The sequence below is a fragment of the Microbacterium sp. PRC9 genome (genome assembly GCF_031844125.1).
In the GTDB taxonomy this organism is placed as follows: Bacteria; Actinomycetota; Actinomycetes; order Actinomycetales; family Microbacteriaceae; genus Microbacterium.
In genome coordinates, this window is the sequence record NZ_JAUZUR010000004.1 from 452,713 (window position 1) to 478,211 (window position 25,499).

General features: G+C 71.1%; 23 protein-coding genes and 1 tRNA gene. 15 read left to right on the top strand and 9 right to left on the bottom strand.

Annotated features, from left to right (window positions below; genetic code table 11):
* Positions 1-51: 51 nt before the first annotated feature.
* From Q9R33_RS11490 to Q9R33_RS11505, 4 genes are all read left to right on the top strand, one after another.
* Positions 52-744 carry an NTP transferase domain-containing protein gene (locus tag Q9R33_RS11490; protein ID WP_056367826.1) on the top strand — a complete coding sequence of 231 codons (693 nt, stop codon included), beginning with the start codon at positions 52-54 and terminating at the stop codon, positions 742-744.
* Positions 745-808: 64 nt separating this feature from the next.
* Entirely contained in the window at positions 809-1,759 is a 951-nt protein-coding gene (locus Q9R33_RS11495; protein WP_056367828.1) for a hypothetical protein, read from the top strand.
* Positions 1,760-1,769: 10 nt separating this feature from the next.
* Positions 1,770-2,003, top strand: a complete 234-nt coding sequence (locus Q9R33_RS11500; RefSeq protein WP_056367830.1) for a hypothetical protein — start codon at positions 1,770-1,772, stop codon at positions 2,001-2,003.
* A gap of 79 nt (positions 2,004-2,082) precedes the next feature.
* On the top strand, positions 2,083-3,471 hold the full coding sequence (locus tag Q9R33_RS11505; RefSeq protein WP_056367832.1) for a phosphotransferase: 1,389 nt from the start codon (positions 2,083-2,085) through the stop codon (positions 3,469-3,471).
* A 24-nt stretch (positions 3,472-3,495) separates the two neighbouring features.
* Here Q9R33_RS11505 and Q9R33_RS11510 read toward each other — a convergent pair whose 3' ends face one another.
* The gene (locus Q9R33_RS11510) at positions 3,496-4,776 is read right to left on the bottom strand and encodes a CDP-glycerol glycerophosphotransferase family protein (RefSeq protein ID WP_056367834.1); all 1,281 of its coding nucleotides are present in this window, start codon (positions 4,774-4,776) and stop codon (positions 3,496-3,498) included.
* A 109-nt stretch (positions 4,777-4,885) separates the two neighbouring features.
* Between Q9R33_RS11510 and Q9R33_RS11515 the strand changes: the two genes are divergently transcribed.
* Positions 4,886-5,911, top strand: a complete 1,026-nt coding sequence (locus tag Q9R33_RS11515; RefSeq protein WP_396654102.1) for a glycosyltransferase — start codon at positions 4,886-4,888, stop codon at positions 5,909-5,911.
* A 21-nt stretch (positions 5,912-5,932) separates the two neighbouring features.
* On the opposite strand, the gene Q9R33_RS11520 is transcribed toward Q9R33_RS11515, so the two are convergent.
* The 3 genes from Q9R33_RS11520 to Q9R33_RS11530 are packed head-to-tail and all read right to left on the bottom strand — an operon-like array spanning position 5,933 to position 10,395.
* Positions 5,933-7,384, bottom strand: a complete 1,452-nt coding sequence (locus Q9R33_RS11520; protein ID WP_310250835.1) for a CDP-glycerol glycerophosphotransferase family protein — start codon at positions 7,382-7,384, stop codon at positions 5,933-5,935.
* Positions 7,381-8,655: a CDP-glycerol glycerophosphotransferase family protein gene (locus tag Q9R33_RS11525; protein ID WP_311293804.1), complete on the bottom strand. Its 1,275-nt coding sequence runs from the start codon at positions 8,653-8,655 to the stop codon at positions 7,381-7,383. Before Q9R33_RS11525 ends, Q9R33_RS11520 begins: the two co-directional genes overlap by 4 nt.
* A 48-nt stretch (positions 8,656-8,703) precedes the next feature.
* Positions 8,704-10,395 carry a trypsin-like peptidase domain-containing protein gene (locus Q9R33_RS11530; protein WP_311293805.1) on the bottom strand — a complete coding sequence of 564 codons (1,692 nt, stop codon included), beginning with the start codon at positions 10,393-10,395 and terminating at the stop codon, positions 8,704-8,706.
* Positions 10,396-10,513: 118 nt separating this feature from the next.
* On the opposite strand from Q9R33_RS11530, the gene Q9R33_RS11535 reads away from it, so the two are divergent.
* Complete coding sequence (locus Q9R33_RS11535; RefSeq protein WP_311293806.1) at positions 10,514-11,713, top strand: aminotransferase class I/II-fold pyridoxal phosphate-dependent enzyme; 1,200 nt, start codon at positions 10,514-10,516, stop codon at positions 11,711-11,713.
* Positions 11,714-11,722: 9 nt separating this feature from the next.
* On the opposite strand, the gene Q9R33_RS11540 is transcribed toward Q9R33_RS11535, so the two are convergent.
* Together Q9R33_RS11540 and Q9R33_RS11545 are read right to left on the bottom strand one after the other, a co-directional pair.
* Positions 11,723-12,526, bottom strand: a complete 804-nt coding sequence (locus Q9R33_RS11540) for a carbon-nitrogen hydrolase family protein (protein ID WP_310250845.1) — start codon at positions 12,524-12,526, stop codon at positions 11,723-11,725.
* Between the two features lie 2 nt (positions 12,527-12,528).
* Positions 12,529-13,041, bottom strand: coding sequence for a DUF6328 family protein (locus Q9R33_RS11545; protein ID WP_311293807.1), 513 nt, complete (start codon positions 13,039-13,041; stop codon positions 12,529-12,531).
* Between the two features lie 92 nt (positions 13,042-13,133).
* Here Q9R33_RS11545 and Q9R33_RS11550 point away from each other — a divergent pair.
* Positions 13,134-13,207, top strand: a tRNA-Met gene (locus Q9R33_RS11550).
* 66 nt (positions 13,208-13,273) lie between these two features.
* Here the strand turns inward: Q9R33_RS11550 and Q9R33_RS11555 are convergent.
* Positions 13,274-13,702 carry a MarR family winged helix-turn-helix transcriptional regulator gene (locus Q9R33_RS11555; RefSeq protein WP_235560170.1) on the bottom strand — a complete coding sequence of 143 codons (429 nt, stop codon included), beginning with the start codon at positions 13,700-13,702 and terminating at the stop codon, positions 13,274-13,276.
* Between the two features lie 126 nt (positions 13,703-13,828).
* Here Q9R33_RS11555 and idi point away from each other — a divergent pair, with 126 nt between their 5' ends.
* Genes idi through Q9R33_RS11590 form a run of 7 tightly spaced genes read left to right on the top strand, consistent with a single transcriptional unit; the run spans position 13,829 to position 19,438 of the window.
* Positions 13,829-14,380, top strand: a complete 552-nt coding sequence (gene idi, locus Q9R33_RS11560) for an isopentenyl-diphosphate Delta-isomerase (protein WP_056367847.1) — start codon at positions 13,829-13,831, stop codon at positions 14,378-14,380.
* On the top strand, positions 14,377-15,432 hold the full coding sequence (locus Q9R33_RS11565; RefSeq protein ID WP_056367849.1) for a polyprenyl synthetase family protein: 1,056 nt from the start codon (positions 14,377-14,379) through the stop codon (positions 15,430-15,432). Before idi ends, Q9R33_RS11565 begins: the two co-directional genes overlap by 4 nt.
* The gene (locus Q9R33_RS11570; RefSeq protein ID WP_311293808.1) at positions 15,429-16,310 is read left to right on the top strand and encodes a squalene/phytoene synthase family protein; all 882 of its coding nucleotides are present in this window, start codon (positions 15,429-15,431) and stop codon (positions 16,308-16,310) included. The genes Q9R33_RS11565 and Q9R33_RS11570 overlap by 4 nt, the downstream gene beginning before the upstream one ends.
* Positions 16,307-17,872 (top strand): phytoene desaturase family protein, encoded by a 1,566-nt coding sequence (gene crtI / locus Q9R33_RS11575; RefSeq protein WP_311293809.1) that lies wholly within the window; start codon positions 16,307-16,309, stop codon positions 17,870-17,872. Before Q9R33_RS11570 ends, crtI begins: the two co-directional genes overlap by 4 nt.
* 2 nt (positions 17,873-17,874) lie before the next feature.
* Positions 17,875-18,228 (top strand): lycopene cyclase domain-containing protein, encoded by a 354-nt coding sequence (locus tag Q9R33_RS11580; RefSeq protein ID WP_311293810.1) that lies wholly within the window; start codon positions 17,875-17,877, stop codon positions 18,226-18,228.
* A complete protein-coding gene (locus Q9R33_RS11585) occupies positions 18,225-18,548 on the top strand; it encodes a lycopene cyclase domain-containing protein (protein ID WP_311293811.1) in 324 nt (107 codons plus the stop codon). Before Q9R33_RS11580 ends, Q9R33_RS11585 begins: the two co-directional genes overlap by 4 nt.
* Complete coding sequence (locus Q9R33_RS11590) at positions 18,545-19,438, top strand: prenyltransferase (protein WP_235560171.1); 894 nt, start codon at positions 18,545-18,547, stop codon at positions 19,436-19,438. The genes Q9R33_RS11585 and Q9R33_RS11590 overlap by 4 nt, the downstream gene beginning before the upstream one ends.
* A 55-nt stretch (positions 19,439-19,493) precedes the next feature.
* Here the strand turns inward: Q9R33_RS11590 and Q9R33_RS11595 are convergent, their stop codons facing one another.
* The gene (locus Q9R33_RS11595; RefSeq protein ID WP_056367857.1) at positions 19,494-22,403 is read right to left on the bottom strand and encodes a UPF0182 family protein; all 2,910 of its coding nucleotides are present in this window, start codon (positions 22,401-22,403) and stop codon (positions 19,494-19,496) included.
* A gap of 94 nt (positions 22,404-22,497) precedes the next feature.
* Positions 22,498-23,625, bottom strand: a complete 1,128-nt coding sequence (locus Q9R33_RS11600; RefSeq protein WP_311293812.1) for a S16 family serine protease — start codon at positions 23,623-23,625, stop codon at positions 22,498-22,500.
* Positions 23,626-23,770: 145 nt separating this feature from the next.
* Here Q9R33_RS11600 and Q9R33_RS11605 point away from each other — a divergent pair, with 145 nt between their 5' ends.
* The gene (locus Q9R33_RS11605) at positions 23,771-25,216 is read left to right on the top strand and encodes a zinc-dependent metalloprotease (RefSeq protein ID WP_311293813.1); all 1,446 of its coding nucleotides are present in this window, start codon (positions 23,771-23,773) and stop codon (positions 25,214-25,216) included.
* Positions 25,217-25,499: the final 283 nt, after the last annotated feature.

The following is a 25,499-nucleotide window of genomic DNA, read 5'->3' on the forward strand; positions in this document are numbered from 1 at the left end:
GGGTGTCGCGCCGGTGAACCGGCAGTGAATCACGCACTTCAGGAGCAGATTTTGACCCTTCAGACCGTCATCCTCGCAGCCGGAATGGGCTCGCGACTCGGCCGCAGCCTGCCCAAGCCCCTCACGGAGCTCGGCGACGGCCGCAGCATCATGCAGCAGCAGCACGACAACATCCGTGCCGCTTTCGGCCGCGAAGCCAAGATCACCACCGTCGTGGGCTACCGCGCCGAGACCATCGTCGAGGCGTTCCCCGACGTCGACTACGTCTACAACGACCGTTACGACCAGACCAACACGTCCAAGAGCCTGCTGCGCGCCCTCGCCAAGACGGGCAAGGGCGGCGTCCTCTGGATGAACGGCGACGTGGTCTTCGACCCGCGCGTGCTCGGCCGCGCCATCGAGCTGATCGAGCGCGACCAGTCGTTCGTCACGGTCAACACCTCCAAGGTCAGTGACGAAGAGGTCAAGTACACGGTGACGCCGGAGGGCTTCATCAACGAGCTGTCGAAGACCGTCAAGGGCGGCATCGGCGAGGCCGTCGGCATCAACTACATCTCGAGCCGTGACAAGAAGGCGTTCATGCGCCACCTCACGCGCGTCGACGACCAGGACTACTTCGAGCGTGGCCTGGAGCTCGCGATCGCCGAGGACGGCGTGCTGCTGGAGCCGCTCGACATCTCGGACCTGTACGCCGTCGAGGTGGACTTCGCCGAGGATCTCGAGCGCGCCAACCTCTTCGTCTGACGGGTCGCTCCGCGGCTGTCAAGCCCGAGCCTGCGATCAGACTCGGCCGCATAGACTCGGCGCGATGACCGACAAGGTTCACCAGATCCACTCCCTGCCCGGCGACGCGCCGTGGCAGGGAGGGCTGCCGCCCGCAGGATCCGACGAGCACCCCTTCACGATCCGTGCGCTCGACCGGGTGCTCGCGATCCAGCGGCCGGTCGTCCTCGCGCACCTTCGCAGCATCCGTCTCCGCCATCCGGACTCCTCTCCCGCTGACATCGTCCGCATCCTCGAGCGGCGATATCTCGCTGCGGTGACCACCGGCGGCGCCGCGGTCGGCGCGACCGCGGTCGTTCCCGGGATCGGCACCGGCGTGACGCTGGCGCTCAGCGGCGTGGAGACGGTCGCGTTCCTCGAGGCGACCACGCTGTTCGCACAGTCGGTCGCCGAGGTGCACGGCATCCCGGTGTCGGATCCTGATCGGGCGCGGGCCCTGGTGCTGACGCTCATGCTCGGCAAGGAGGGTGTCGACCTCGTCGCGCAGCTCGCCGGCCAGGCCGCCGGGCGCGGTCCCTCCCGTTCGGGCTACTGGGGCGAGCTGATCACGAAGTCGCTCCCGCGCGCGGCCGTCGGGCCGCTCGTCGACCGGCTCAAGACGACGTTCATCCGTCAGTTCGCGGCGCGGGGCGGCGCCTCGTGGATCGGCAAGGCGCTGCCGTTCGGCATCGGCGCGGCCATCGGCGGCGCCGGCAACAACATCCTCGGGCGGCGGGTGCTCACCGGCTCCCGGCGGGCGTTCGGGGTGCCCCCGCACGCGCTGCCTCCCGAACTCGAACCGCGCCCCGGCGCCGACCGTATCGAGCGGCTCGCCGGACGCGGCATCCGTCGCGCCGGCGAGGCGGTCGTCGACGGCGTCACGCGCGGCGCGTCCGGTGCCCGCCGCATCACGGCCCGCGTGATCCGGCGCGCGCCGGAAGCGATCGAAGCGCCCGTTCCGACCGAGGACGGAGCCTCCTCCCCGCCGGCGGGGTGACAATGGCGGTATGGGTCTGTTCAGCAAGCTTCCCGAAGAGCCCGTCGAATGGGCGGGTCTGCCGTCAGAGCCCGCCCGCTCCGAGACGCAGGCCGAACGATTGACCGAAGCCGCATCCGTCGATCTCGGCGGCCTCGGCCTCGGCGACATCGCCGTCGGCGGCGGCGCCGTCGAATCCATCGTCATCCCGGTGGCGCCTGTCATCGAGATCGCCGAGCACCAGGAATCGGGCGAGGACGAGTAGCGCGCGAACCCCGCCCGCTCTGCAAGCGCTTGCAGCGTGTCCTCGACACACGCACGACCACGGGCATACGCTCACAGGTATGGACAGCACGTTGGCGTGCCTTGCGGCGTGGATGCCACGGCAGCGGTGGTACGCCGCCAAGGGGCGCCCGCCCAGCCTGCGCCTGCTCGCGTGGTGGGATCTGAGCGCGGAGTCCGGCGGCGCGGAAGACGCCGACACCGGCACACGCATCCGCACATTCCTCGTCGCGGACGAGGGCGCTCTGCCGGCCGTGCTGTACCAGATCCCGGTCGTCGAGCGCGCGACGGAGGACGTCGACGCCGACCCCGACCACGTCATCGGCAGTCCGGTGCCGGGAACGACCTTCATCGACGGCCCGTTCGACCCCGCGTACGCCCAGGCTCTGCTGCGCCTCATCACGGTCGGGGGCACCGCACACGGACCGCAGACCACGGCGATCGGGCGGGTTGCAGGCTCAGGCGGAGCTCCGTCTCGGGCGACCTCGCGGGTGATCAGCGGAGAGCAGTCGAACACGTCGCTCATCTTCGAAGGCGACGGCGCCCCGGTGATCTGCAAGGTCTACCGGCAGCTGCACGCGGGCCTCAACCCCGACATCGAGCTGCAGGAAGCGCTGGCCGGGGCGGGATCGCCCCATGTGCCGCGTCCGGTCGGCTCGATCGAAGGCACGTGGCCGGACCTGGCCACCGCGCACGGCACCGTGCACGGGTCCCTCGCCTCCGCGCAGGAGTTCCTGCCGGGCGTCGAAGACGCATGGCGCGTCGCGCTGCAGGCAGCAGCCAAGGGTGACGACTTCCGCGACGCGGCACGCGCGCTCGGCACCGCGACGGCCGAGGTGCATGTCGCCCTGGCGGAGTGCTTCCCGACCCGCACGGCGACGGACGCCGACCGCGCGGCGACGGCGGCCACGTGGGAGCGAAGGTTCGCGATCGCCATCGCGGAGGTCCCCGAGATCGCCGGACAGCGGGATGCCGCCGCAACGGTGTACCGGCGCGCGCTCGAGGTGCCGTGGCCGCCGCTGCAGCGCATCCACGGCGATTTCCACCTCGGGCAGGTGCTGCACTCCCCCGAGCGCGGCTGGATCATGGTCGACTTCGAGGGCGAGCCGCTGCGCCCGATGGCCGAGCGCACGCAACCCGATCTCGCACTGCGCGACGTCGCGGGGATGCTCCGCTCGTTCGACTACGTCGCGGGTTCGCTGCGCCTGGACGACCCGGATCGCTCCGCCGACGCGGTGCGCGCGTGGGCGCGGGACGCACGCCGGGCGTTCGTGGACGGATACGCCGCGTCGGCGGGAGGGCTCGACCCCCGGCATCCGCTCCTCGCCGCGCTCGAGCTCGACAAGGCGGTGTACGAGGCGATCTACGAGGCCCGCAACCGGCCGACGTGGGTCGCGATCCCGCTGCGCGCGATCGCGCGGCTGGTCGAGCGTCCTGCCCCGGTGGCCTGACGCCGTCGGCCGAGCGTCGCGGGCTCAGCCCTCGTCGTCGAGTTCCGCCTCGTCCTCGGGCTCGTCGTCCTCGGCGTCGGCGACCGACCGTGCGTACCAGGAGTCCCAATCATCCATGAGGCGCTGCACGGCCCCGTGGAATCTCGCCGTCGCCGAGCCCGGTGCGGTGTCGCCGAAGTAATGGGTGACCCACTCCTCCAGGCGGGCGACGGCCTCGGGGTCCGAGAGGACGCGCTCGGTCTGGGCGACGATGTCAGGGGCGGCTGTCGCGTCGAGCCACTCGCAGGCCGACAGGTACCCGTGCGTATCGATCGCGGCGGCGGGGTCGGCCGGCCGCGTGATCATGAGCGGCTTGTCGGCCGCGAGCCGGTCGTAGACCATCGCCGAGATGTCGACGATCGCGACGTCCGCGGCGGACAGCTGCCAGCCGAGCTCCGGCCCGTCGTCGAAGACGTGCTGGCCCGAGGGATCCGAGGCATTCGCCGCGTTCAGGGCCGCGATGATGCGCTTGTTCGCCGCCCCGTACTCGTGATTCACGACACCCGAGCGCGGGTGGGGCCGGTAGATCACGCGATGGCGACCCGTGGCGAGGAGCGCGGTCACGAGCGCCTCACCGTGCGTGGCTATCGAGCCGTAGTGGGCCGACGGGCGGTCCCCCTCCCACGTGGGCGCGTAGAGCACCACCGTGCGCGCGTCGGGGGTGTAGGGCAGAGTGCCCGAGTAATGGTCGGCCTGCGGGCGCCCGATCTCGATCGTGCGGCGCGCGATGTCGTAATCCCACAGCACCCGCGAGAGTCGCTCCCGCGCGGCGTCGCCCGCGATCATCGCGTAGTCGTACGCCTTGTACTGGTTCGTGGTCATGTACATCTTGTCGGACTCGCCGTGGTTGATGAACACGTGCCAGCGACGGCCGTAGCGGAACATCTGGAAGTTGCGCGTGTTCTGGTTGACGTACAGCACGACGCGGATGTCCTGCTTGGCGATGAAGCGCTCGAGATCGCGCACCGTCGGAACGAACGCCACCGGAAGCGCCCCGTCGGCCAGCAGCGCTTCGGCGCCGGTGGCAGCGCGGCTCAGCACCACGACGGGCCAGGTCTTCGCGAGGTCTGCGAGCGGCTTGTACCACTGCCGCATCTGGTACATGTTGACCGCGCCGTCGGCGAAGTAGACGGCCACCCGGTACTGGAAGGGCGGGTGCGGCGGCCGGGCCGCGAGGGTGCGCCTCACGTCGATCACGGCCGAACGATTGCGCACCGCCTTGCGGACGAGAGCGACCGCCTTCTTGCCATCCGAGACCAGACCCACGCTTCCAGCCTACCCAGGGCTCTCATGACATGATCGACGCGTGCATGTCGAGCAACACGGGCGCAGGGACGCTCCGGTCCCTCCCCCCGGCTCCGGCGTGAGCTTCGTGATGCCGGTGCTCAACGAGCGCGACTACCTCGGCCGTGCCGTCGAGACGGTGCTCGCGCAGGACGTTCCCGGCCCGACCGAGCTGGTCCTGGCTCTCGGCCCCTCGACGGACGGCACCAACGCGCTGGCGGCGAAACTCGCCGCCGGCGATGATCGCATCGTGCTCGTCGAGAACCCGGGCGCAGACATCCCGATCGGCCTCAACCTGGCGATCCGCGCCGCGCGGCACCCCACCGTGGTGCGCGTGGACGCACACTCCGAGCTGGATCCGACGTACGCGCGACGCGCGCTGGCGACCCTCGACCGCGTGCGCGCCGCGAACGTCGGCGGCGTGATGCGCGCCGACGGCCGCACGCCGTTCCAGCGTGCCGTCGCGCGCGCCTACAACTCCCCCATCGGCCTCGGCGGCGGCGCGTACCACGGCGGCACGCAGGAGGGCGAGGCGGAGTCCGCCTACCTCGGCGTCATGCGCCGCAGCGTGCTCGAGGAGGTCGGACTGTTCGACGAGAGCATCCGGCGCGGCGAGGACTGGGAGCTGAATCTGCGCATCCGTCGTGCCGGCTACCGCGTCTGGTTCGATCCCGCACTGGCCGTGACGTATTGGCCGCGCGAGAGCTGGGCGCGCCTGGTGCGCCAGTTCTCGGCGACGGGCCGGTGGCGAGGGGAGCTCGTCCGCCGCTTCGGGCGCGGCAACTCGCTGCGGTTCTTCGCCCCGCCGGCGCTCGTGCTGACGATCCTGCTGGGGATCATCGTCGGCGTGCTCCAGCTCACGGGTCTGCTGCAGGGTTGGTGGTCGGTTGCGGCTTGCGTCGCCTACCTCCCCGTGCTCGCGTACGCCGTCCTCATCGCCGTCGTCGCTCTCGGCCGGGGTGGCGGGCACGGCTGGCGCGACAAGCTGTGGACGGCGGCGGTGCTGCCGTCCATGCATCTCGCATGGGGCTGGGGCTTCCTCCTCGGAGTGATCGGCGGTGCACACGACACCGTCGACACGTCCCGCCTCGGAAGCCGCAACACGCCGCTGCCGTGACACCCGGCGGGCGGGCGGCCGTCAGGCGTCGATGAAGCCCTGGTCGAGGATGCGTGCCACGACCCGCTCGGCGGCGCGGCCGTCGTCGCGGGCATTGAACTTGTCGCGCCACCGCGCGTACCGCGACGCGTACTTCGCGGTCTCGTCCGCGGCGAGCGCGGCCACCAGTTCATCCTGCGTGCGCACCATCGGGCCCGGCGCGTGCGCGGCCAGGTCGAAGTAGAACCCGCGCAGTTCCCCTCGGTAGTGCTCCATGTCGGGCACGAGGAAGTACATGGGCTTCCCGGTCACCGAGTAGTCGAACATCACGGACGAGTAGTCGGTGATGAGCGCGTCGGCGACGAGCAGCAGCAGCGAGGTGTCGGGGAAGCCGGTGACGTCGATCACGCGCGGGCCTTCCGCGTCACGTCCGGGCAGCAGCGTGCGCGAGTGCCCGCGCACGAGCACGACCGCATCGGTGGCCGCGGCGAGCGAGACCGGATCGATGAAGTCCACGATCTGGTCGCGGTCGTCACGCCACGTCGGCGCGTACAGCAGGACGCGCTCGCCGGGACGGATGCCGAGGGCCTCGCGCGTCGCCGTGCCGTCGCCCGTGGTCAGCACATCGTTGCGCGGATACCCCTCGACCCAGATCGGTCGTGTGAGGAATGCGTACGCCTTGCCGAGGATGCGCGCGGCATAGGGGTTCTGCGCCAGCAGGATGTTCCACCGCCGCGACTCGCGGACGACCGCCGCCGTCCGGCGCGGGTCGAACCCGGGCCGGTGCAGCGCCAGGCGCTTGAGGGGCGTGCCGTGCCAGGTCTGCAGCACCACCTGCCCCTTGCGTCGCGCGAACCGGCGGCGCAGCCAGTCGTTGACCACGAGCAGTCGCGCGGCGCCGCGGGCCCGCCACCATTCGGGGCTGCCCTCGACCACGGGAATCGCGCCGGCCGGCACGGCGACCGACAGGTCGACGACGCTCCAGTAGCGGGTCACGCCCGGCGCGCGGCGCGCGACCTCTCGGTCGATCGCGAGAGGGTTGCAGCTGGCGTTGCGGCCATAGAAGCTCTCGAAGAACACCGCGTTCTCGAACCCCGTGGCGGGTCGGGTCGCATAGCGGCGTTCGAGGGCGTCCTGCCCCTCACCGGAGTCGTACGCGGGGTCGATCGGGGGCCCGACGCGCAGGGTCCACCCCTCGAGGCTCGCTCTGAGTGTTCCGAGCTGCGTGAGCGGGAGGACTTCGGGGGGACGGATGCCGCGGGCCGTGGGGTCCGTGATGCGCACCTCGTACGAGCCCGCGGGCAGCGGCAGTTCCGGGCCGCCCCAGCGCGCGGCGCGCAGCGGGAGCGTCGCGGTCCACGTCTTGCCGCGGCCGGTGAGGCGCGCGGTGACGCGGGCGCGGGCGCCGACGATCTCGACGGATTCGGGCCGTTCCCCCTCGCCCGAGAGCACGAGAGCCGGGCTCCCCTCCGTCGTGAAGCGCGCGTCGGTCATCCGGTTCCTTCCCTCGGGCCGTCGTGGGCCGTTCCGGCCAGAATCGCACGGTACACCCTCTCGGCGTTGCGCCCGTCGCGGAACGCGTGCACCCGCGCGTCCAGCGCGACCGCCCGTTCGACGCGGCGCGCGCGCTCGGCATCGTCGCCGAGCACCGCGTCCAGCTGGGTCGCCGCCTGAGTCCAGTCGATCGCCCAGTCGTCGCCCGCCACGTCGGCGTAGGTGCCGTAGAAGCCGCGCCTGCGCGCGTACTCGTCGACGTCGGGCGCGAGGAACAGCGTGGGCAGCGGCACGAGCGAGGCGTCGAACGCGAGCGACGAGTAGTCGGTGACGAGGGCGTCGAGGCCGGGCAGCAGCGGGGTCACGTCTGCGACCAGGTCGCTGCCGAGCGACTGCACGCGGTCCGTCGGGAACGGCGGGGCGTAGTCGCCCGCGCCGAGCGGGTGCGAGCGGACGAGGAGCGTCGCGTCATGACGCCCCAGCACGTCGACGATCTGCGACCACTCCTCGGTGGTCGGCACCGCGGGGTCGACCGCACCGTCTCGCCAGGTGGGCGCATAGAGCACGAAGCGGGTCGAGGGCTCCACGCGGGCAACCGCGCGCCCGATCGCGGCGCGCGCCTGCACTCGGCGATCCTCGGCGGTGCCGCGCGAGAGCACGTCGACGCGAGGCTCGCCGGTCACCGGCACGCTCGCGTCGGGCAGGGCGAAGGCGGATTCGAGACGGCCGCGGACGAGGTGCGAGGCGGCCGGAATCACGCGGATGCGGCGCGCGGCGCCGCGGTACATCGATCTCAGGAGCCCGCGCACCGCTCCGGCGGCGGGGGTGGCCGCGACGACGCCGGGCACCCTCAGCGTCTCGGGGGAATCGACCCCGATCCGCTTGAGCGGGATGCCGTGCCACAGCTGCACGACGAAAGCGCCCGACACGGCGTAGCGGTTGACGTCGCCGAATCCGTGCGTGACGACGACCACCCGGGCGCGCGCGGTGCGCCACAGCCCGTTCAGGGAGCGCTTCGGAACCGTGCGGATGCCGCGGGCCGCGGCATCCGCCGCCTCCTGGGCCGACCCGACCAGCCACACCGGGCAGCGTCCGTCGGCGGCCGCGACCTCCCAGAGCGCCAGCGCACCGTCGCCGATGCCGACCGCACAGCCGATGACCCACTCGTCGCGCGAGCGAGGCACGAGGAGGGTGAGGAGGCGTCCGGCGGCGTAGAGCGGGATCGTCGCGAGCTTTCGGGCGTTCCCCGCGCCGAACGAGAAGGACGCCATCCCGCGAGCCTACCTGCTCGCCGGATGGCGTCCCTGGGGGGGTGTGGACTACTGCTGGAGCGATCCCAGCGTGACCTGGACGGTCTGCGTCTTGCCGTCGCGGACGTACGTCACTTCGGCGTCGCTGCCGGCCGCGGCCGCACGCACCTGAGCCGTGAGGTCGGTCGCGTCGGTGACCGGCACGCCGTTGAAGGCGGTGACGATGTCGCCCTGCTGCAGGCCCGCGGCGGCGGCCGCACCGCCGTCGGTGACGGCATCGATGTAGGCGCCGGTGATCGTGGAACCCTCGACGGATGCCGCGGCCTTCACGTTCGCGCCGAGCAGACCGTGGGTCGCCTCGCCGTTGTCGATGATCTCGCCGGTGATGCGCTTGACGATGTCGGACGGGATCGAGAAGCCGACGCCGATCGAGCCCGAGCCGTCGGACGACGAGCCGCCCGCGGTCGCGATCGCCACGTTGATGCCGATCAGCTTGCCGTCGGAGTCGACCAGCGCGCCGCCCGAGTTGCCCGGGTTGATGGCGGCGTCGGTCTGGATGACGGAGATCGAGATGCTCTCGGTGGCCGTCGACTGCTGGTCGCCCTGGCCGAAGTCGAACCGGAACGGGCCCTCCTGGCTGTTCTGGTCCTGCTCGTCCTGGCTGTCGCCGCCCGCGTCGGGCGCCGCCGACGACGCGATCGAGATCGAGCGGTTGAGCGCGCTCACGATGCCTTCGGTCACCGAGTTCGCAAGTCCCAGCGGCGCGCCGACCGCGACGGTCGTGTCGCCGACATTGAGCTTGCTCGAGTCTGCGATCTCGATCGGGGTGAGGTCCTCGGCGCCTTTCAGCTTGATGACGGCCAGGTCGTACGTCGGGTCGGTGCCGACGACCTCGGCGTCGTAGACGCGGCCATCGGACGTGGTCACGCGGACGGTCGCGTCACCGGTCGCGCCGTCGAGCGTCACGACGTGCGTGTTGGTGACGACGTACCCGTCCTTCGTGAGCACGACGCCCGAACCGGTGCCGGCCGCCGACGAGCCGGTCGCCTCGATCGTGACGACGCTCGGCACGACCTTCGCGGCGATCGCGGTGGTCTGGTTGACCGAGTCGGTGTCGTTGACCGTGACCGTCGACGGTCCCGCGGCGGGCGAGGCGCTCACCGGGGCGAACCAGGTGACGCCGGCGTACGCACCGCCGAGGCCCGCGGCGCCGCCGACGATGGCGGCCGCGACGATCAGGCCGACGACCTTGCCGGCTCCGGACGACTTCCTGGGCGCCTTGGTCGCCGTCGGCACCGCGCCGGTCGTGCCCGCGATCGGCACCGTCGGCTGGGCGTCCGCGGCGGTGACGCCGAACGCGGCACCGGGGGCACCGGGCGCCGGCTGGCCCGCGTAGGAGTGGGGGTAGGGCGCGGGCTGACCGGCGTAACCCTGCGGACGGGCGTACGCGTGCGCCGCTGCCGGGTAGCCGGCGGGCGGCACGGGCTGGGTCGGCGCGGTCGCCTGCACCTGGGCCGCAGGCTGCGCGGCGGGTGCGCTCGGCGGGACCGGGGGCAGCGCGGCGGCGGACTCGGCCGGGGTCACGGGCGGCGCGGGCTGGGCCGGCGCGGCGGGCTGCGCGGGCTCGACGGCTTCCGGCGCGGCCGCGGCGGGGGCCGGGGTCTCGGGCTGGGCGGGCGTCTGCGCGGCGGCCTCCGCGGCCGACTGCGAGGGGACGGCGGGGGTCTGGTCTTCCGGGCGATCGCCCTGGATGTCGCTCATGGTTGCTCCTTCTGCCAAGCACTCACCACTGTGCCCACCGATGCTGTGCGTTTCTTATGTCGCGAATGGGACTCGGCTATGCAACAGGGATGAGCCCGCCCGGTATTACGGTGAAGCGATGCGACAGATCCCCGGAGCATGGCGCCGCACAGCCGCGGGCGCCGGACTCGTCGGTTCCGACGGGTCGATCCACCCCACCATCTTCGCCGAGATGTCGGCCCTTGCGGCGCGTACGGGCGCGATCAATCTCGGGCAGGGCTTCCCCGACGAGGACGGCCCGGCCGAGGTGCTCGAGGCAGCCCGCTCGGCGATCGCGAACGGCGCCAACCAGTACCCGCCGGGTCGCGGCATCCCGGATCTCCTCTCGGCCGTGGCCGAGCACCAGGAGCGGTTCTATGGACTGCGCCTGGATCCCGCCCGCGAGGTGCTCGTGACGGCGGGCGCGACCGAGGCGCTCGCCGCGGCGCTTCTCGCCCTCATCGACGGTCCCGACGACGAGGTCGTGGTGTTCGAGCCCTACTACGACTCGTACGCGGCGGTCGTCGCCCTCGCCGGCGCGCGGCTCGTGACGGTGTCGCTGAGGTGGCCCGACTTCCAGCCCGACCTCGACGAGCTGCGCGCCGCCGTGAGCGATCGCACCCGCGTCATCCTCGTGAACGATCCGCACAATCCCACCGGGGCTGTCTTCGGCGCCGAGGTGCGCGACGAGGTCGTGCGCCTCGCCGAGCGCCACGACGCCGTCATCGTGACCGACGAGGTGTACGAGCACCTCGTCTTCGACGAGCCGCACGTGCCGATCGCCACGCTCCCCGGCGCCGGGGAGCGCACGCTGACGATCTCGTCGGGCGGCAAGACGTTCTCGACGACCGGCTGGAAGATCGGCTGGATCTCGGGCCCCGCCCCACTCGTCGACGCGGTGCTCGCGGTCAAGCAGTTCCTCACGTACGTCAACGGCAGCCCGTTCCAGCCCGCGATGGCCACCGGACTCCGCTTGGACGACGCGTTCTTCCAGAGCATCGCCGGCACGCTGCGTGCGAAGCGCGACCTGCTCGGCGCGGGGCTGCGCGCCGCCGGGTTCGATGTGTCGACGCCCGCCGGCTCGTACTTCACCGTCGCGGACGCCGCGCCGTTCGCAGCGACGGATGCTGCGGCCTTCTGCCGCGCCCTCCCCGGGCGCGCCGGGGTCGTGGCCATCCCCCTCACCGCGTTCGCGACGCCGGACCGGCGTGAGCAGTACGCCACGCTCGTGCGCTTCGCCGCCTGCAAGCGCGTCGAAGTGCTGGAGGACGCGGCATCCCGCCTCGCCCGCCTCGGATGAGCCTCGGCGTCAGCGCGGCCCGACACCGAATCGCCGGAGCGTCAGCGCAGGGTTGACACGGCGCACGCGCTCGATCGCTCCGACGTCGAGGTGGGCGACCGCGACGTCGGTCGACGTGCCGACGGCGGCGAGCTCCACGCCCTGCGGGTCGACGACGAGCGAGTGGCCCACGCCCAGGGGCGGCGGATGGTCCGCGGCGGCGACGAACACCGTGTTCTCGATCGCGCGGGCGTGCAGCAGGGTGCGCCAGTGGTGCTCCTTGAGCGGACCGCGCACCCATTCCGCCGGCACGAGGAACACATCGGCCCCGGCGTCCACGAGCAGTCGCCCGACCTCGGGGAAGCGGAGGTCGTAGCAGGTCATGAGACCGAACCGGAGTCCCCCGAGCTCGAACGTCTGCGGTTCAGCGGGCTCGCCGGCTTCGACCCAGTCCGACTCCCGCTGGCCGAACGCGTCGTACAGGTGCAGCTTCCGGTAGTGCGCGATCAGGCCCGTCGCATCGACCGCGACCGCGGTGTTGCGCACACGCTCGCCGTCGCCGGCGCGCTCGAGCAGTCCGGCGACGATCGTCAGGTCGTACTGCGCGGCGAGTCGCGTGAGCGCCTGCACGAACGGGCCGTCCAGCTCCTGGGCGTTCGCGGCGAGCGACTCGTCGAACGGGTCGACGAAGTAGCTCGAGTACTCGGGGAGCACGACGACCCGCGCTCCGCGATCGGATGCCGTGGCCACGAGCTGCGCGATGGACTCGAGGTTCACCGCGGCGTCGGCCGTCGGCGCGAACTGCGCCACCCCGATGGGGAGGGTCTCGGTCATCGTCACGCTCCGTTCGTCCGGCGTCGCGCCCGGAGGATCGCGGGCAGGACCAGCCACATCGCGCAGACCAGCAGCCCGAGCGGGATGAGGGCCCACCAGAACGCCGACCCGCCCAGCACGACATCGAACACGAAGGCCACGACACCGACAAGGAGCACGGCGACGGTTCCGAGCGCAGTGACGAGGGCGAGGTGTCCGTACCGCACGACTTCGGCTTTGGCGCGCTGCTGGAACAGCGCGCGATGCAACGCCACCGGTGCGAGGGCGACGATCGAGCTGAGGGCCGACAGCACGACGAGCCCCAGATAGAACGACTTCTGGGAGTCGGTGAGGTCGCCGAAGGCCGGCTGGAACGCCAGCGCGAGCAGGAAGCCGGTCAGGATCTGCGTGCCCGTCTGCAGGACGCGCACCTCCTGCAGGACCTCGCTCCAGTTGCGGTCGGCGCGCTCCTCCGGCGTCTCGGCGCGGCCGTCGGCGCGCTCTTGTCGAGGGTCGGTGTCGCGCTCGGTGGGCATGGGTTCATCCTCGCCCGCTGCCCGCGATCGGGGCAAGCAGACCACCCCGTGTCACGACCACCCCAAACCCCGTGCTAGGCTATTCCTTGTGCCGCGGGGTGGAGCAGCTCGGTAGCTCGCTGGGCTCATAACCCAGAGGTCGCAGGTTCAAATCCTGTCCCCGCAACAGAAAACACAGAAGAGGGCGTCCCGAAAGGGACGCCCTCTTCTGTGTTTGTCCCGCGTTGTCGCTTCAGTCCTCCGGGTCCATCGCACCGCACAGGTCGTCGAGGAACCGCGCGACCACGGCGAGTTCCTCTTCGTCGTAGTCCATCGCGACGCTTCGCATCGCCCGCAGCCGGTCGCCGAAGACCCGGAAGAACGCATTGCGCGCGTCCTCCGTGAGCACCACCACGCGCCCCCGCCCGTCGCTGGGATGCGGTCGGCGCTGAACATGCCCGGAATCCACGAGTCGATCGAGCAGCTTCGTGGTCGATGCTGTCGAGATGCGCAGATGGCGGGCGATGTCGCGCGGGCTGACCGACCGCCCTTGCCGCTCCCGGATGATGAGCAGCCGAAGGGCCGCGACATCGGAGGCGTTCATGTCCATGTCGCCCTTCATGCCGCTGTGCATGCGCTCCATCGCGTCGCTGACGGCACGGATGGACGTGAGCACACGCATCACCGCATGCTCATGCTCTGTCTGTGGCAGCCATCGCTCGGACATCATGGAAGTTCCCTCCGACCCGTTGTAGCATCGCACGAGAGGTATTGCTAGTTTATCTAGCAATCTGAGAGGAATGATGGGATGCCCGACACCGACCACGTCGTCCTGCTCGACGATGACGGCCGCGCCATCGGCACGGCCCCGAAATCCAGCGTGCACGGCCCCGATACCGCCCTGCATCTCGCGTTCTCCTGCCACGTGGTCAACAGCGACGGCCAGGTGCTGATCACCCGTCGGGCCCTCACGAAGCGTACGTGGCCCGGCGTCTGGACCAACTCGTTCTGCGGGCATCCGCGTCCTGCCGAGCCGGTGCTCTCGGCGGTCCGCCGCCACGCGGACTTCGAACTCGGGCTCACGCTCACCGACCTCCGGGTCGCGCTTCCGTTGTTCCGGTACCGCGCCACCGACGCCAACGGCGTCGTCGAGCACGAGGTGTGCCCGGTGTACACCGCCTACACCGACGACGAGCCCGTGCTCAATCCGCTGGAGGTCGTCGACGCGCGGTGGGTCGAACCCGAGGCGCTCGCCATCTCGCTCGAGGCGACCCCGTGGGCGTTCAGCCCGTGGCTGGTGCTCCAGGCCCAGCAGCTCCACCTCTTCGAGACGCCATCGCGCGAGAGACGCGCGTCATGATCCCCGCGGCAGCCGACCCCGATCTGCGGATCGCGATCGACGGGGCGCTCGCGCGCATCCGCGAGCGCGCGTCGGAGCTCGGCCCCGCGTTCGGCGTCCTGGGCGACGCGATCACCCGTGCAGCGCAGGGCGGAAAGCGTCTGCGTCCCGCCCTGGTCACCGCATCCTTCGACGCGTTCCGCTCCGACGAGGCCGACACGTCCGCGGTCCTCTCCGTCGCGGCGGCCTTCGAGCTGCTGCACACGGCGTTCGTGGTGCACGACGACGTGATCGACCACGACACGATGCGCCGCGGGGTGCCCAACATCGGCGGCGAGTTCCGGCGGCGGGCAGCGGACGACGGCGCCGACCCCGACGGGGCGGCACTGGTGGGCGACGCCGCCGCGATCCTGGCCGGCGACATCCTGCTCCACGAGGCCTTCCGCCTGGTGGCGATGGCTCCCACCGACGGTGCGACGCGGGACCGGCTCCTGACCCTGCTCGACGACGCCGTCCTGATCTCGGCGGCGGGCGAACTCGCCGACGTCGAGAACAGCGTCGCGACGCGGCATCCGTCCCGCCTCTCGACCCTCGATACGGCGTTCAACAAGACCGCGGTGTACACGTTCCGCGCTCCGCTCCAGGCGGGCGCGCTCCTCGGGGGCGCCGACGGCGACGCTCTGCGCGTGCTCGGCGAGGCCGGCGGGCGCCTCGGGCTCGCCTTCCAGCTCGTCGACGACCTCATCGGCGCCTTCGGGACCACGGCGCAGACAGGGCGTGACACCGGACCCGACCTCCGCGAGAACAAGCGCACCCCGCTCGTCGCGCTCGCGCGCGAATCGGGCGCCGCGCCGCGCGTCGACGAGGCGCTCGCCCTCGCGCGCACCGGACCCGTCGCGGTGCGCGAGGCTCAGGTCGTGCTGGAGGAGACCGGAGCACGCCAGCGCCTGGTGCAGCTCGTCGCGGACACGTTGACCGCCGTGCGGGCGGCGTCGCACGATCCCGCACTCCCCGACCGGGCCGGCGCTCTCCTGCGCACCCTCGCCGACGGCATCGAAGGACGGATCCCATGAGCACCGTGCGCACCGCGACCCACACGGGACTCGCCCTCTACAACCAGGCGGCGGCGGATGCTGCGGCAACCGTGATCGGGCGGTACTCGACGTCGTTCGGGCTCGCGTGCCGGCTGCTCGGTCCGCGACCGCGACCGCATGTGCGCAACGTCTACGCGCTGGTGCGCATCGCGGACGAGATCGTCGACGGCCCCGCCGAAGAGGCCGGGCTGCCTCCGGAGGTCGCCGGCGAGATACTCGATCAGCTCGAGCAGGAGGCACTCTCGGCGATCGCGCGCGGCTTCAGCTCGAACCTCGTGGTCCACGCGTTCGCCGGGACGGCCCGCGAGTGCGGCATCGGCGAGGATCTCGTGCGTCCCTTCTTCGCGTCCATGCGCACCGACCTCGGCACGCACAGCCACGACGCCGCCTCGCACGACGCCTACGTCTACGGCTCGGCGGAGGTCGTGGGGCTGATGTGCCTGCAGGTGTTCGTCAACGCCGGGGCGCAGCATCCGGTCACGCCCTCTCCTGAGCTCGTCGACGGCGCCCGGCGCCTCGGCGCCGCCTTCCAGGACGTCAACTTCCTGCGCGATCTCCACCACGACGAAGCCGTGCTCGGACGCGACTACCTCGGTCTCTCGTCGGCCGATGGGGAGCGCGCTGCGGTGCTCGATCGCATCGACCGCGACCTGGCCGTCGCGGCCAGCGCCATCCCGGCGCTTCCCGCCGACTGCCGCCGCGCGGTGACCGCCGCGCACGACCTCTTCGCCGAGCTCGCCGTGCGCCTGCGCGCGTGCGACGGATCCGAGGAGCGGGTGCGCGTGCCCGACGCCGTGAAGGCGCGCCTTGCGGCCCGCGCGCTGCTGGGCTTCGCTCCGCGGGAGGTGCGCGCATGACACTCGTCGACGGACCGCGCCGCGCGGTCGTCATCGGCGGCGGCGTCGGCGGACTCGCCTCGGCGGCGCTGCTGGCCTCCGAAGGGTGGGACACGACCCTGTTCGAGGCGCGCGACGAACTCGGCGGGCGCGCAGGGTCGTGGGAACGCGACGGCTTCCGATTCGACACGGGGCCCAGTTGGTACCTCATGCCCGAGGTGTTCGAGCACTTCTTCCGGCTGCTCGGCACGACTGCGGAGCGCGAACTCGACCTCGTGCCGCTGGATCCGGCGTACCGCGTGTACTCGGATCCGTCGACGGGCCTCTCTCCGCTCGACGTGCGCTCCGGCCGCGCCGAGGCCACCGCACTCTTCGAGGGCGTGGAGCCCGGCGCGGGCGCCCGCCTCGACGCGTACCTCGATTCCGCCGCCGACGCGTACGACCTCGCGGTCTCGCGCTTCCTCTACGACACGTACGAGACGACCGCGGGCCTTCGAGACCCGGCACTGCTGCGACGGATGCCTCAGCTCGCGCCCCTCCTGACGCGCAGCCTCGCCCGCCATGTCGAGCGCCGGTTCACCGATCCCCGGCTGCGTCAGATCCTCGAGTACCCCGCGGTCTTCCTCGGGGGATCGCCCTACGGTGTTCCGAGTCTGTATCACCTCATGAGCCACCTCGATCTGGGAGATCGCGTGCTCTACCCGCGCGGCGGATTCACCGAGCTCGTGGGCGCGATCGCTCGCCTGGCCGAGGCATCCGGGGTCGCGATCGAGACCGGAGCGCGAGTCACCGCGATCACCACGGAGGCCGCAGTCGCGACGGGCGTCGAACTCGCCGGCGGACACCGCGTTCCGGCCGACCTCGTGGTGTCGGGCGCCGACCTGCACCACACCGAGACCCGGCTGCTCCCCCGCGCCGCGCAGACGTATCCCGAGGAGTGGTGGCGCTCGCGCACGCCGAGCCCCGGCGCGCTGCTGGTGATGCTCGGCGTGGAGGGGCGGCTTCCGCAGCTCGCCCACCACACGCTGCTGTTCGCCCGGGAGTGGCGCGAGAACTTCACCGACATCTTCGGCGCGCGCCCACGCATCCCGGCCCCCGCGTCGCTCTACATCTGCCGTCCCAGCGCCACGGACCCCAGCGTGGCGCCGCCGGAGCACGAGAATCTCTTCGTGCTCGTCCCCGTGCCCGCAGACCCCCAGCTGGGGCACGGGGGCATCGACGGCGGCGGCGACGCGGCGATCGAGGCGGCCGCCGACGAGGTGATCGCGCAGATCGCCGAGTGGTGCGGCATCCCCGACCTGGCGGAGCGGATCGTGGTGCGCCGCACGGTGGCACCCGGCGACTTCGCCGACGACTTCGGAGCCTGGCGCGGCAACGCGCTCGGCCTCGCGCACACGCTCGGGCAGAGCGCGGTGTTCCGTCCCCGGAACACGTCGCGCAAGGTCGAGGGCCTGTCGTACGTCGGCGCCTCCACCCTGCCCGGCATCGGGCTGCCGATGTGCCTCATCTCGGCCGAACTCGTCGTCAAGCGTCTGCGAGGGGATCGCTCCCCCGGTCCCCTCGCAGAGCCGGCGAAGGTGTGACGGTGCCGGGACTCTACCTCGCCGCCATCCTCGTCTCGGCGGCGGGCGTGCTGCTGATCGACCGGCGCTGGCGCCTCGCGGCGTGGCCCGCGCCGGGACGCACGGCCCTGGCGGTGGCGATCGGCACCGCGTTCTTCCTCGCGTGGGACGCCGTCGGGATCGCCACCGGTGTCTTCGTCAAGGGCGACAGTTCCCTGCTGCTGGGCGTCGACCTTGCTCCCCATCTCCCGCTCGAAGAGCCCGTGTTCCTGGCGTTCCTGTGCTACCTGGCCCTCGTCGCGTGGTCCGGCGCCCTGCGCCTGACAGATCGGCGGAGGGCGGATGCTGCGCCCCCGCGCTCGGAGGCGACCCGATGACCTACTCGCTCATCGTCGTGCCGTTCGTCCTCATCACCGCGATCGTGGTGGTGCTGACGGTCCGCCTCCCGGCGTTCGGGCGCAGGATGACGGCATCCGTCATCGCCGCGGGCGTCCTCGTCGTGCTCACCGCCGTATTCGACAACATCATGATCGCCGCGGGGCTCTTCACGTACCCCGAGGCGCTGATCTCGGGGGTGCGCATCGGCCTCGCCCCTCTCGAGGACTTCGCCTATCCGGTGTGCGCGGCGTTCCTCGTACCGGCGATCTTCGCGCTGCTCGGGTCGTCGAGCTCGCGTCGTGAGAAGGTGGCCTCGTGACCACCGCTGCGCCCCTGCGCGCGAGCACCGTCGCCCGGCAGCTTCTCATCGCCTCGCGGCCCGTGAGCTGGATCAACACCGCGTACCCGTTCGCCGCCGCCTATGTCATGACCACGCGCGAGGTGGATCTGACCCTCGTGCTGGGCACGCTGTTCTTCCTCGTGCCGTACAACCTCGCGATGTACGGCATCAACGACGTGTTCGACTACGAGTCGGACCTCCGCAACCCCCGCAAGGGCGGCGCCCACGGCGCCGTGCTCGATCGGCGGATGCACCGCGTGACCCTGTGGGCCTCCGCACTGCTGTGTCTGCCGTTCGTGGCCTATCTCGTGGTCATCGGGTCCGCGGTCTCGTGGCTCGTCCTCGCCGCGAGCCTGTTCTTCGTCGTGTTCTACAGCGCGCCGCCGCTGCGGCTGAAGGAGCGGCCGTTCCTGGACTCCGTGACCAGCAGCATCCACTTCTTCTCCCCTGCCGTGTACGGGCTCGTCCTGGCGGGAGCCACGTGGACACCCGCCCTTGTGGCGCTGATCGCCGCGTTCGCGCTGTGGGGCGTCGCCTCCCACGCGTTCGGCGCGGTGCAGGACGTCGTCGCCGACCGCGAAGCGGGGATCGCATCGATCGCCACGGCGCGCGGCGCACGCTGGACGGTGCGCTTCGCCCTCGCGTGCTACGCCGCGGCGGGGGTCGCGATGCTCGCGACGACCTGGCCGGGACCGCTCGCGGCTGTGCTCGTGGTGCCCTACCTCGTGACGGTGTGGCCGTACCGCTCGATCGCCGACGCCGAGGCGGCGGCCGCGACCACGGGATGGCGCCGGTTCCTGTGGCTCAACCAGTTCTCGGGCTTCGCGGTCACGCTGCTGCTCATCTGGTACGCGATCCTCACCGCTTAACCCCGGAACGCCGAAGGCCGGTCCCCGCGGGGACCGGCCTTCGGCGTTCCGGGGTCTACGGCTGCTCGCCGAGCTGGATGAGCTTCTCGACCGCCGCGGTCAGACGCTCGTCGGCCGCGCCGTACGCGGCCCAGTCGCCCTGCTCGAGCGCCGCCTGGCGATCGAGCATCGCCTGCTGAGCGTCCTGCAGCGCGGCCTGGTACTCATCGGTCGGCTCGGTCGGCGTCGTCGGCTCGGTCGGCGTCGGCTCCGGAGTCGGCGCCGGCGTGGCACCCGGGGTCGGCTGCACGTCGGTGTCACCCGCGTCGGCGCCGGAGTCACCGCCGAACAGCGTGTCGAGGGCCTCGTTGAGTGTGTCTTCGAAGGCGATCTTGTCGCCGAACGAGACCAGCACCTTCTGCAGCTTGGGCAGCTTCGTACCCGTCGACGACTGCACGAACACCGGCTGGACGTACAGGAGGCCGCCGCCGACCGGCAGGGTGAGCAGGTTGCCGTTGAGCACCTCGGACTGTCCCTGTTTCAGCAGGTTGATCTGCGCCGAGATCTGCGGATCCGAGTTGAACGTGTTCTGCACCTGGCCAGGACCGGGCACCGTCGTCTCGGCATCGATCACCAGCATCCGGAGCTTTCCGTAGTCCTCGCTCTTCACGCCCGCTTCGCTTCCGGCGTTCGAGTCGACCGCGAGGTAGCCCATCAGGACGTTCCTGGTGTTGCCTGCCGTCGCCGCCGGGATGAACGACGTGAACATCGAGTACGTCGGCTGATCCTGGTCGGGCATCTGCATCGTCAGGTAATAGGGCGGCTGCAGCGCCGTCTCCTCCTGCGGGTCGTTCGGGGTCTGCCAGCGGTTGTCGCTCTGGTAGAACGAGCGCGCGTCGTCGACGTGATAGACCCCGAGGATCGTGCGCTGCACCTTGAACAGATCGGTCGGGTACCGCACGTGGCTGATCAGGTCGGCCGACATGTCGCTGATCGGCTTGATCGTCGACGGGTAGACCTTCTGCCACGACTCCAGCACCGGGTCGCTCTCGTCCCACGCGTACAGGGTGACCGATCCGTCGTACGCGTCGACGGTCGCCTTCACCGAGTTGCGGATGTAGTTGATGTCGTCGAGAGCGAAGCGCGGAGCGGGGTTGCTCGAATCCGAGATCGCCGACGTCAGGCTCACGGTCGACGAGTACGGGTAGTTGGCGCTCAGCGTGTAGCCGTCGATGATCCACACGATCCGCCCGTCGACGACGCTCGGGTAGGCGTCGTTGTCGAGCGTCAGGTAAGGGGCGACCTTCTGGACGCGATCGCGCGGATTGCGGTCGTACAGGATCTGCGAGTCCTCGTTGACGTAGTCGGAGAACAGGATCTGCTCGGCCTGGAACTTGAGCGCGTAGATGAGCCTGTTGAAGACGTTGCCCAGGCTCGGCCCGCCCTCGCCGTCGAACGTGGTCTTCGTCTCGCCGGAGCCGTCCTCGCCCGAGGGGTAGTCGAGCTCCACCGGTTCGGCCCCCGCGGGCGCCCCGACGATGGAGTACGTCGGCGAATACTCGCCGAAGTACACCCGCGGCTGGAAGTCCTCCCGGTCGGAGAGGAACCCGGAGGCGGGGATGCCGCGCTCGAGGAACACGGGGTCGCCCTCATTCGTGCGGTCGTTGCCCTTCGCGGCGACGAGGCCGTAGCCGTGCGTGTAGACGACGGCGGAGTTCTGCCAGTCGGCGGCGTTGCCGAGCTGCGCGAGGTTCAGCTCGCGCACCGACACCACGGTGTCCTGCGCGACCCCGTCGATGTCGTACCGGTCGACGTCCAGCGGGTCGGCGAACTGGTAGTACGACCGGTACTGCTCGAGCTGGCGCACGTTCGGCGAGATGATCGCGGGGTCCATGATGCGCACCTGGGCCGTGGTGGCCGCGTCGTCGCGCAGCTGGCCGGCCGTGACATCGGTCACTGCCGTGAAGTCCTGCTGGTCGAGGTTGTCGACGCCGTACGCCTCGTGCGTCATGTCGACGTTGCGCTGGTAGTAGTCCTCTTCGAGGGCGAACCGGTTCGGCTGCACCTGGAAGGTGTTGACGACCCACGGATAGCCGACGCCGACGACGATCGCCGACACGACGAGCAGGGCGGTCGCGATGAGCGGGTAGCGCCAGCGGCCGATGATCGCGGTCACGAAGAACAGGATGGCGACGATGACGGCCGCGAAGGCGAGGATCGTCTGGCCGGGGATGATCGCGTTGACACCCGTGTATCCGGGACCCGTGATCCGATCACCCGGCTCGACGAGCGTCTTGTACCGGTCGAGCCACAGGCTCGCGGCCTGCACCAGCAGGTACAGCCCCGCGGTCACCGCGAGCTGGATGCGCGCCGACTTGGAGATCCGCAGCTCGCGCTGACCGATCCGCACAGAGCCGTAGAGGTACGAGACCAGCGCAGTGACGAGCAGGCAGATCAGCAGGACCGCCGAGACGAAGCCGATGAGCGAGCTCCAGAACGGCATGGCGAACATGTAGAAGCCGGTGTCGAGCCCGAACTCGGGGTCGGTCGTCTTGGTGGCGACGCCGTTGAACCACAGCCACGTGGTCTCCCACTGGGCCGAGGCGGCGAAGCCTGCGAAGAAGCCGAAGAAGATCGGGATGCCCCACATCGCGAGCCGGCGCAGCGGCTCGACGACCTCCTGGTAGCGGTCGAGCTGCGAGCTCAGCCGTGCGTAGACGGGGCGCAGCCGGTAGGCGAGCTGGATGGAGAGCCACACCGGCACCGCCATCCCGAGGAAGCCCACCGCGAACATCACGACCCGCGCGACCCACTGGGTGAGCAGCACCTCCGAGAACCCGAGCTGGTCGTACCAGAGCCAGTCCGCGTAGAGGCTGGCGAAGATGAAGAAGGCCACCACGAGCGCGGCGATGATCGCCAGGGTGATCGCTATGACGCGTCGGGTGCGAGAAGGTGTGGCCGGAGTCGGCGCGGAGGTCGTGGTCACGTTCCCATCCTAGGCGCGCGATTCTCGGCTCCCGCCTTGTCCTCCCTGGGCGAACTCTAAGAAACTCGCAACGTTTCGGGCACGATCCGCACGCTCACTTGAGCGTGCAGGTCGGGAGCGCGTCGAGATCGCCGTCCGAGCTCACCGCGTCGAGCACCGCCAGCGCATCGTCGAGATCCTCGACCGAGAACACGCGCAGATCTCCCGGGATGTGACCCACGACCTCGTCGCAGTTCGCCTCGGGAGCGAGGAACCACTGGGCGCCGGCATCGAGCGCACCCCACATCTTCTGACGGATGCCTCCGATCGGCCCGACCTCGCCGTCGGCGGTGATCGTGCCCGTGCCGGCGACCTGCTGCCCGCCGTTGAGCTCACCCGGGGTGAGCGTGTCGATGATCCCGAGCGCGAACATCATGCCGGCGCTGGGTCCGCCGACGTTGTTCAGCTGGATGGTGACGTCGATCGGGAAGTCGTAGTCCGTCGTGAGATTGACCCCGAGGATCCAGGTCGTCTTCCCCGCGTCGTCGGTGGTCTCCTTCGGGGTGACCTCCACCGTCTGCTGCTCGCCGTCGCGCTCGATGAGCAGTTCGACGGGAGCTCCCTCCCCCTCGTTGATGATCGAGCGCAGGGTTGCGACATCCGTGAGCTCCTCGCCGTTGGCCTCCAGGATGAGGTCGCCCTGCTCGAGGATCCCCTCGGCGGCGGCGCCGTCGATGACCGAGAACACCGCAAGGGTCCCCCCCACGTCGTAGCCGAGCTCGGTCAGAGCAGCGGCCGTCGCCTCGTGCTGGGAGTCCACCATCATCTGGGCGCTCTCCTCGTTGCGCTCCTCGGTGGTCTGGTTCTCGGGGAAGATCGTGTCGATCGGCATGACCGCCCGGCTCGGGTCGAACCAGGCCATGGCGAGCTCGAACCACGACGGCGTGTGCTCGCGATTGCCCTGCACCTGCACGGTGAGGAGGTCGAGCGATCCGTCCGTCGGGTAGGTCTCGGCGCCCTCGACCGAGATCAGCGGCACCTCCTCGCCGTCGGCGTTCTGAGCGCTGCCGAGCGTGTTGTACACCGGACCCGGCCGCTGGATGACGTAGGAGGTCGGCAGGAACGTGATGACGAGGAGAACCACCATCGCGACGGCGAGCGCCCACACACCCGCCAGCGTGCGGCGGGACATCCGCGGCCGTGGGGCGGGCTCGATCGTCGTGTTCTCGTCGAACAGGGCCACGCGGGACCTCTCTTCCGTGCCTTTTCGGTGATGCGCCTGGTCGTTCGCGACCGGCGTAAGGCGTTCGGGTCCTTGCCGGGGAGTGCGACGGATGCTGCGACTAGCGTAGAACGCAACCTCATCGACCGGCTGAAAGGCGGCTGAAGTGGCAGACGACGTCACTGGCGGGGGCGACCCCAGCCCCGAGGACGACTTCCAGGAGCTCATCCGTCAGCTGTTCGGCGGCGCGGGGGGCGACTTCGACCCCGAGCAGCTGTCGCGGCTGTCGGGCATGAACATCGACCCCGCGATGATGCAGGCTGTCATGCGCCAGCTGCAGGGCGCTTTCGAGGGCGCGGATGAGACCGGCATCTCGTGGGACATGGCGAAGCGTCAGGCGCTGCACATCGCCAACCAGGAGGGCCTGGGCGTGACCGCGGGCCAGCGCACGGACCTCGACCAGGCGTTCGCCCTGGCGACGCTGTGGCTGAGCGAGGCGACCACGATCTCGGAGCTGCCGGCTCCTCCGGCGACGCTCACGCGCGGCGCCTGGGTCGAGGCGACGCTGCCCGTGTGGCAGGAGCTCGCCGCTCCGGTCGCCACCAGCATCGCCGACGCGCTCACCTCCGCGCTGAGCGAGCAGGCGCCCGAAGACATGCAGGGACTCGTGCAGGGCGCCGGGCGCCTCATGCGCACGGTCGGCGGCTCGCTCTTCGCGTCGCAGCTCGGCCAGGTGGTCGGCAACCTGTCCAAGGAGGTCGTGAGCGGCGGTGACGTCGGCATCCCGCTCATGCCCGACGGCCAGGCCGCGATCCTTCCCCAGAACTTCGCCGACTTCGGGCGCGATCTCGAGGTGCCCGAAGACCAGCTCGCGCTGTACGTCGCGACGCGCGAGCTCGCGCACGCCCGCCTCTTCCGTCACGCGCGCTGGCTGCGCCTGCACCTGATCTCGCAGGTCACCGACTTCGCGCGCGGCGTGCACGTCGATACGGACGCCCTCGAAGATCTCGCGACGCGCTTCGACCCGTCCGAGCCCGAGGAGCTCCGTCGCGCGATCGAGAGCGGCGCGCTGCTGCCTGCCCGCTCCGAGGCCCAGGAGGCCGCCCTCGCGCGTCTGGAGAACCTCCTCGCAACCGTCGAGGGCTGGGTCGAGGTCGTCACGGAAGACGCGACCTCCCGACTCCCCTCGGCACAGCGCATCTCGGAGGCCGTTCGCCGTCGCCGCGCCGTCGGCGGTCCCGCCGAGCGGGCCCTCGGCTCGCTCGTCGGCCTCGAGATCCGCCCGCGCCGCATGCGCGAGGCCGCCGCGATGTGGCGCGCCGTGACGGATGCCGTGGGCCCGGCCGCGCGCGACGCGCTGTGGGACTACCCCGACCTCATGCCGAGCGCGACCGACATCGACGATCCCGCGGTGCTCGTCGCCCGCCTCGAGGCCCGCGCCCGCGGCGAGGAGCCGGTGCGCGACGAGATGGACGACGCCCTGGCTCGCCTCCTCGCGGGCGAGGAGCCCGACGGATCGGCCGCGGACGAGGCATCCGATCCCCCGTCTGAGTCCGACGGGGCCGACGACGAGGATGAGAGCGGCGCGCCCGACGACCACCGGCCCGTGTAGGCGGCGGGCCGGGGTCGGGTCGCCGGTTCCTCCCCAGGCCGTCGCGGCGCCCCGAAGACGCCTCGCGGCCTGTGGATACCCGTTGCGAGCCCCGGACTTCCGACAGGATCGGGCGCATGCTGCGACTCGACCCCTCGTATCCCCCGGTGTGGCGGACCGACTCGACGATCCAGTTCGGCGCCGACCCGGTCGCGGTCCTCGACGATCCGCACCCCTGGCAGCAGCGCCTGCTCCGCGAGCTGGAGCGCGGCATCCCCGATGGCGCCGCGGTCCCCTTCGCGCA

Bases quoted from the DNA above. Each gene is read 5' to 3' on its own strand.
- Q9R33_RS11495 (WP_056367828.1), top strand. From the start codon at position 809: ATGACCGACAAGGTTCACCAGATCCACTCCCTGCCCGGCGACGCGCCG.
- Q9R33_RS11500 (WP_056367830.1), top strand. From the start codon at position 1,770: ATGGGTCTGTTCAGCAAGCTTCCCGAAGAGCCCGTCGAATGGGCGGGT.
- Q9R33_RS11505 (WP_056367832.1), top strand. From the start codon at position 2,083: ATGGACAGCACGTTGGCGTGCCTTGCGGCGTGGATGCCACGGCAGCGG.
- Q9R33_RS11515 (WP_396654102.1), top strand. From the start codon at position 4,886: ATGCCGGTGCTCAACGAGCGCGACTACCTCGGCCGTGCCGTCGAGACG.
- Q9R33_RS11520 (WP_310250835.1), bottom strand. From the start codon at position 7,384: ATGACCGACGCGCGCTTCACGACGGAGGGGAGCCCGGCTCTCGTGCTC.
- Q9R33_RS11525 (WP_311293804.1), bottom strand. From the start codon at position 8,655: ATGGCGTCCTTCTCGTTCGGCGCGGGGAACGCCCGAAAGCTCGCGACG.
- Q9R33_RS11530 (WP_311293805.1), bottom strand. From the start codon at position 10,395: ATGAGCGACATCCAGGGCGATCGCCCGGAAGACCAGACCCCCGCCGTC.
- Q9R33_RS11535 (WP_311293806.1), top strand. From the start codon at position 10,514: ATGCGACAGATCCCCGGAGCATGGCGCCGCACAGCCGCGGGCGCCGGA.
- Q9R33_RS11540 (WP_310250845.1), bottom strand. From the start codon at position 12,526: ATGACCGAGACCCTCCCCATCGGGGTGGCGCAGTTCGCGCCGACGGCC.
- Q9R33_RS11545 (WP_311293807.1), bottom strand. From the start codon at position 13,041: ATGCCCACCGAGCGCGACACCGACCCTCGACAAGAGCGCGCCGACGGC.
- Q9R33_RS11555 (WP_235560170.1), bottom strand. From the start codon at position 13,702: ATGCGTGTGCTCACGTCCATCCGTGCCGTCAGCGACGCGATGGAGCGC.
- idi (WP_056367847.1), top strand. From the start codon at position 13,829: ATGCCCGACACCGACCACGTCGTCCTGCTCGACGATGACGGCCGCGCC.
- Q9R33_RS11565 (WP_056367849.1), top strand. From the start codon at position 14,377: ATGATCCCCGCGGCAGCCGACCCCGATCTGCGGATCGCGATCGACGGG.
- Q9R33_RS11570 (WP_311293808.1), top strand. From the start codon at position 15,429: ATGAGCACCGTGCGCACCGCGACCCACACGGGACTCGCCCTCTACAAC.
- crtI (WP_311293809.1), top strand. From the start codon at position 16,307: ATGACACTCGTCGACGGACCGCGCCGCGCGGTCGTCATCGGCGGCGGC.
- Q9R33_RS11585 (WP_311293811.1), top strand. From the start codon at position 18,225: ATGACCTACTCGCTCATCGTCGTGCCGTTCGTCCTCATCACCGCGATC.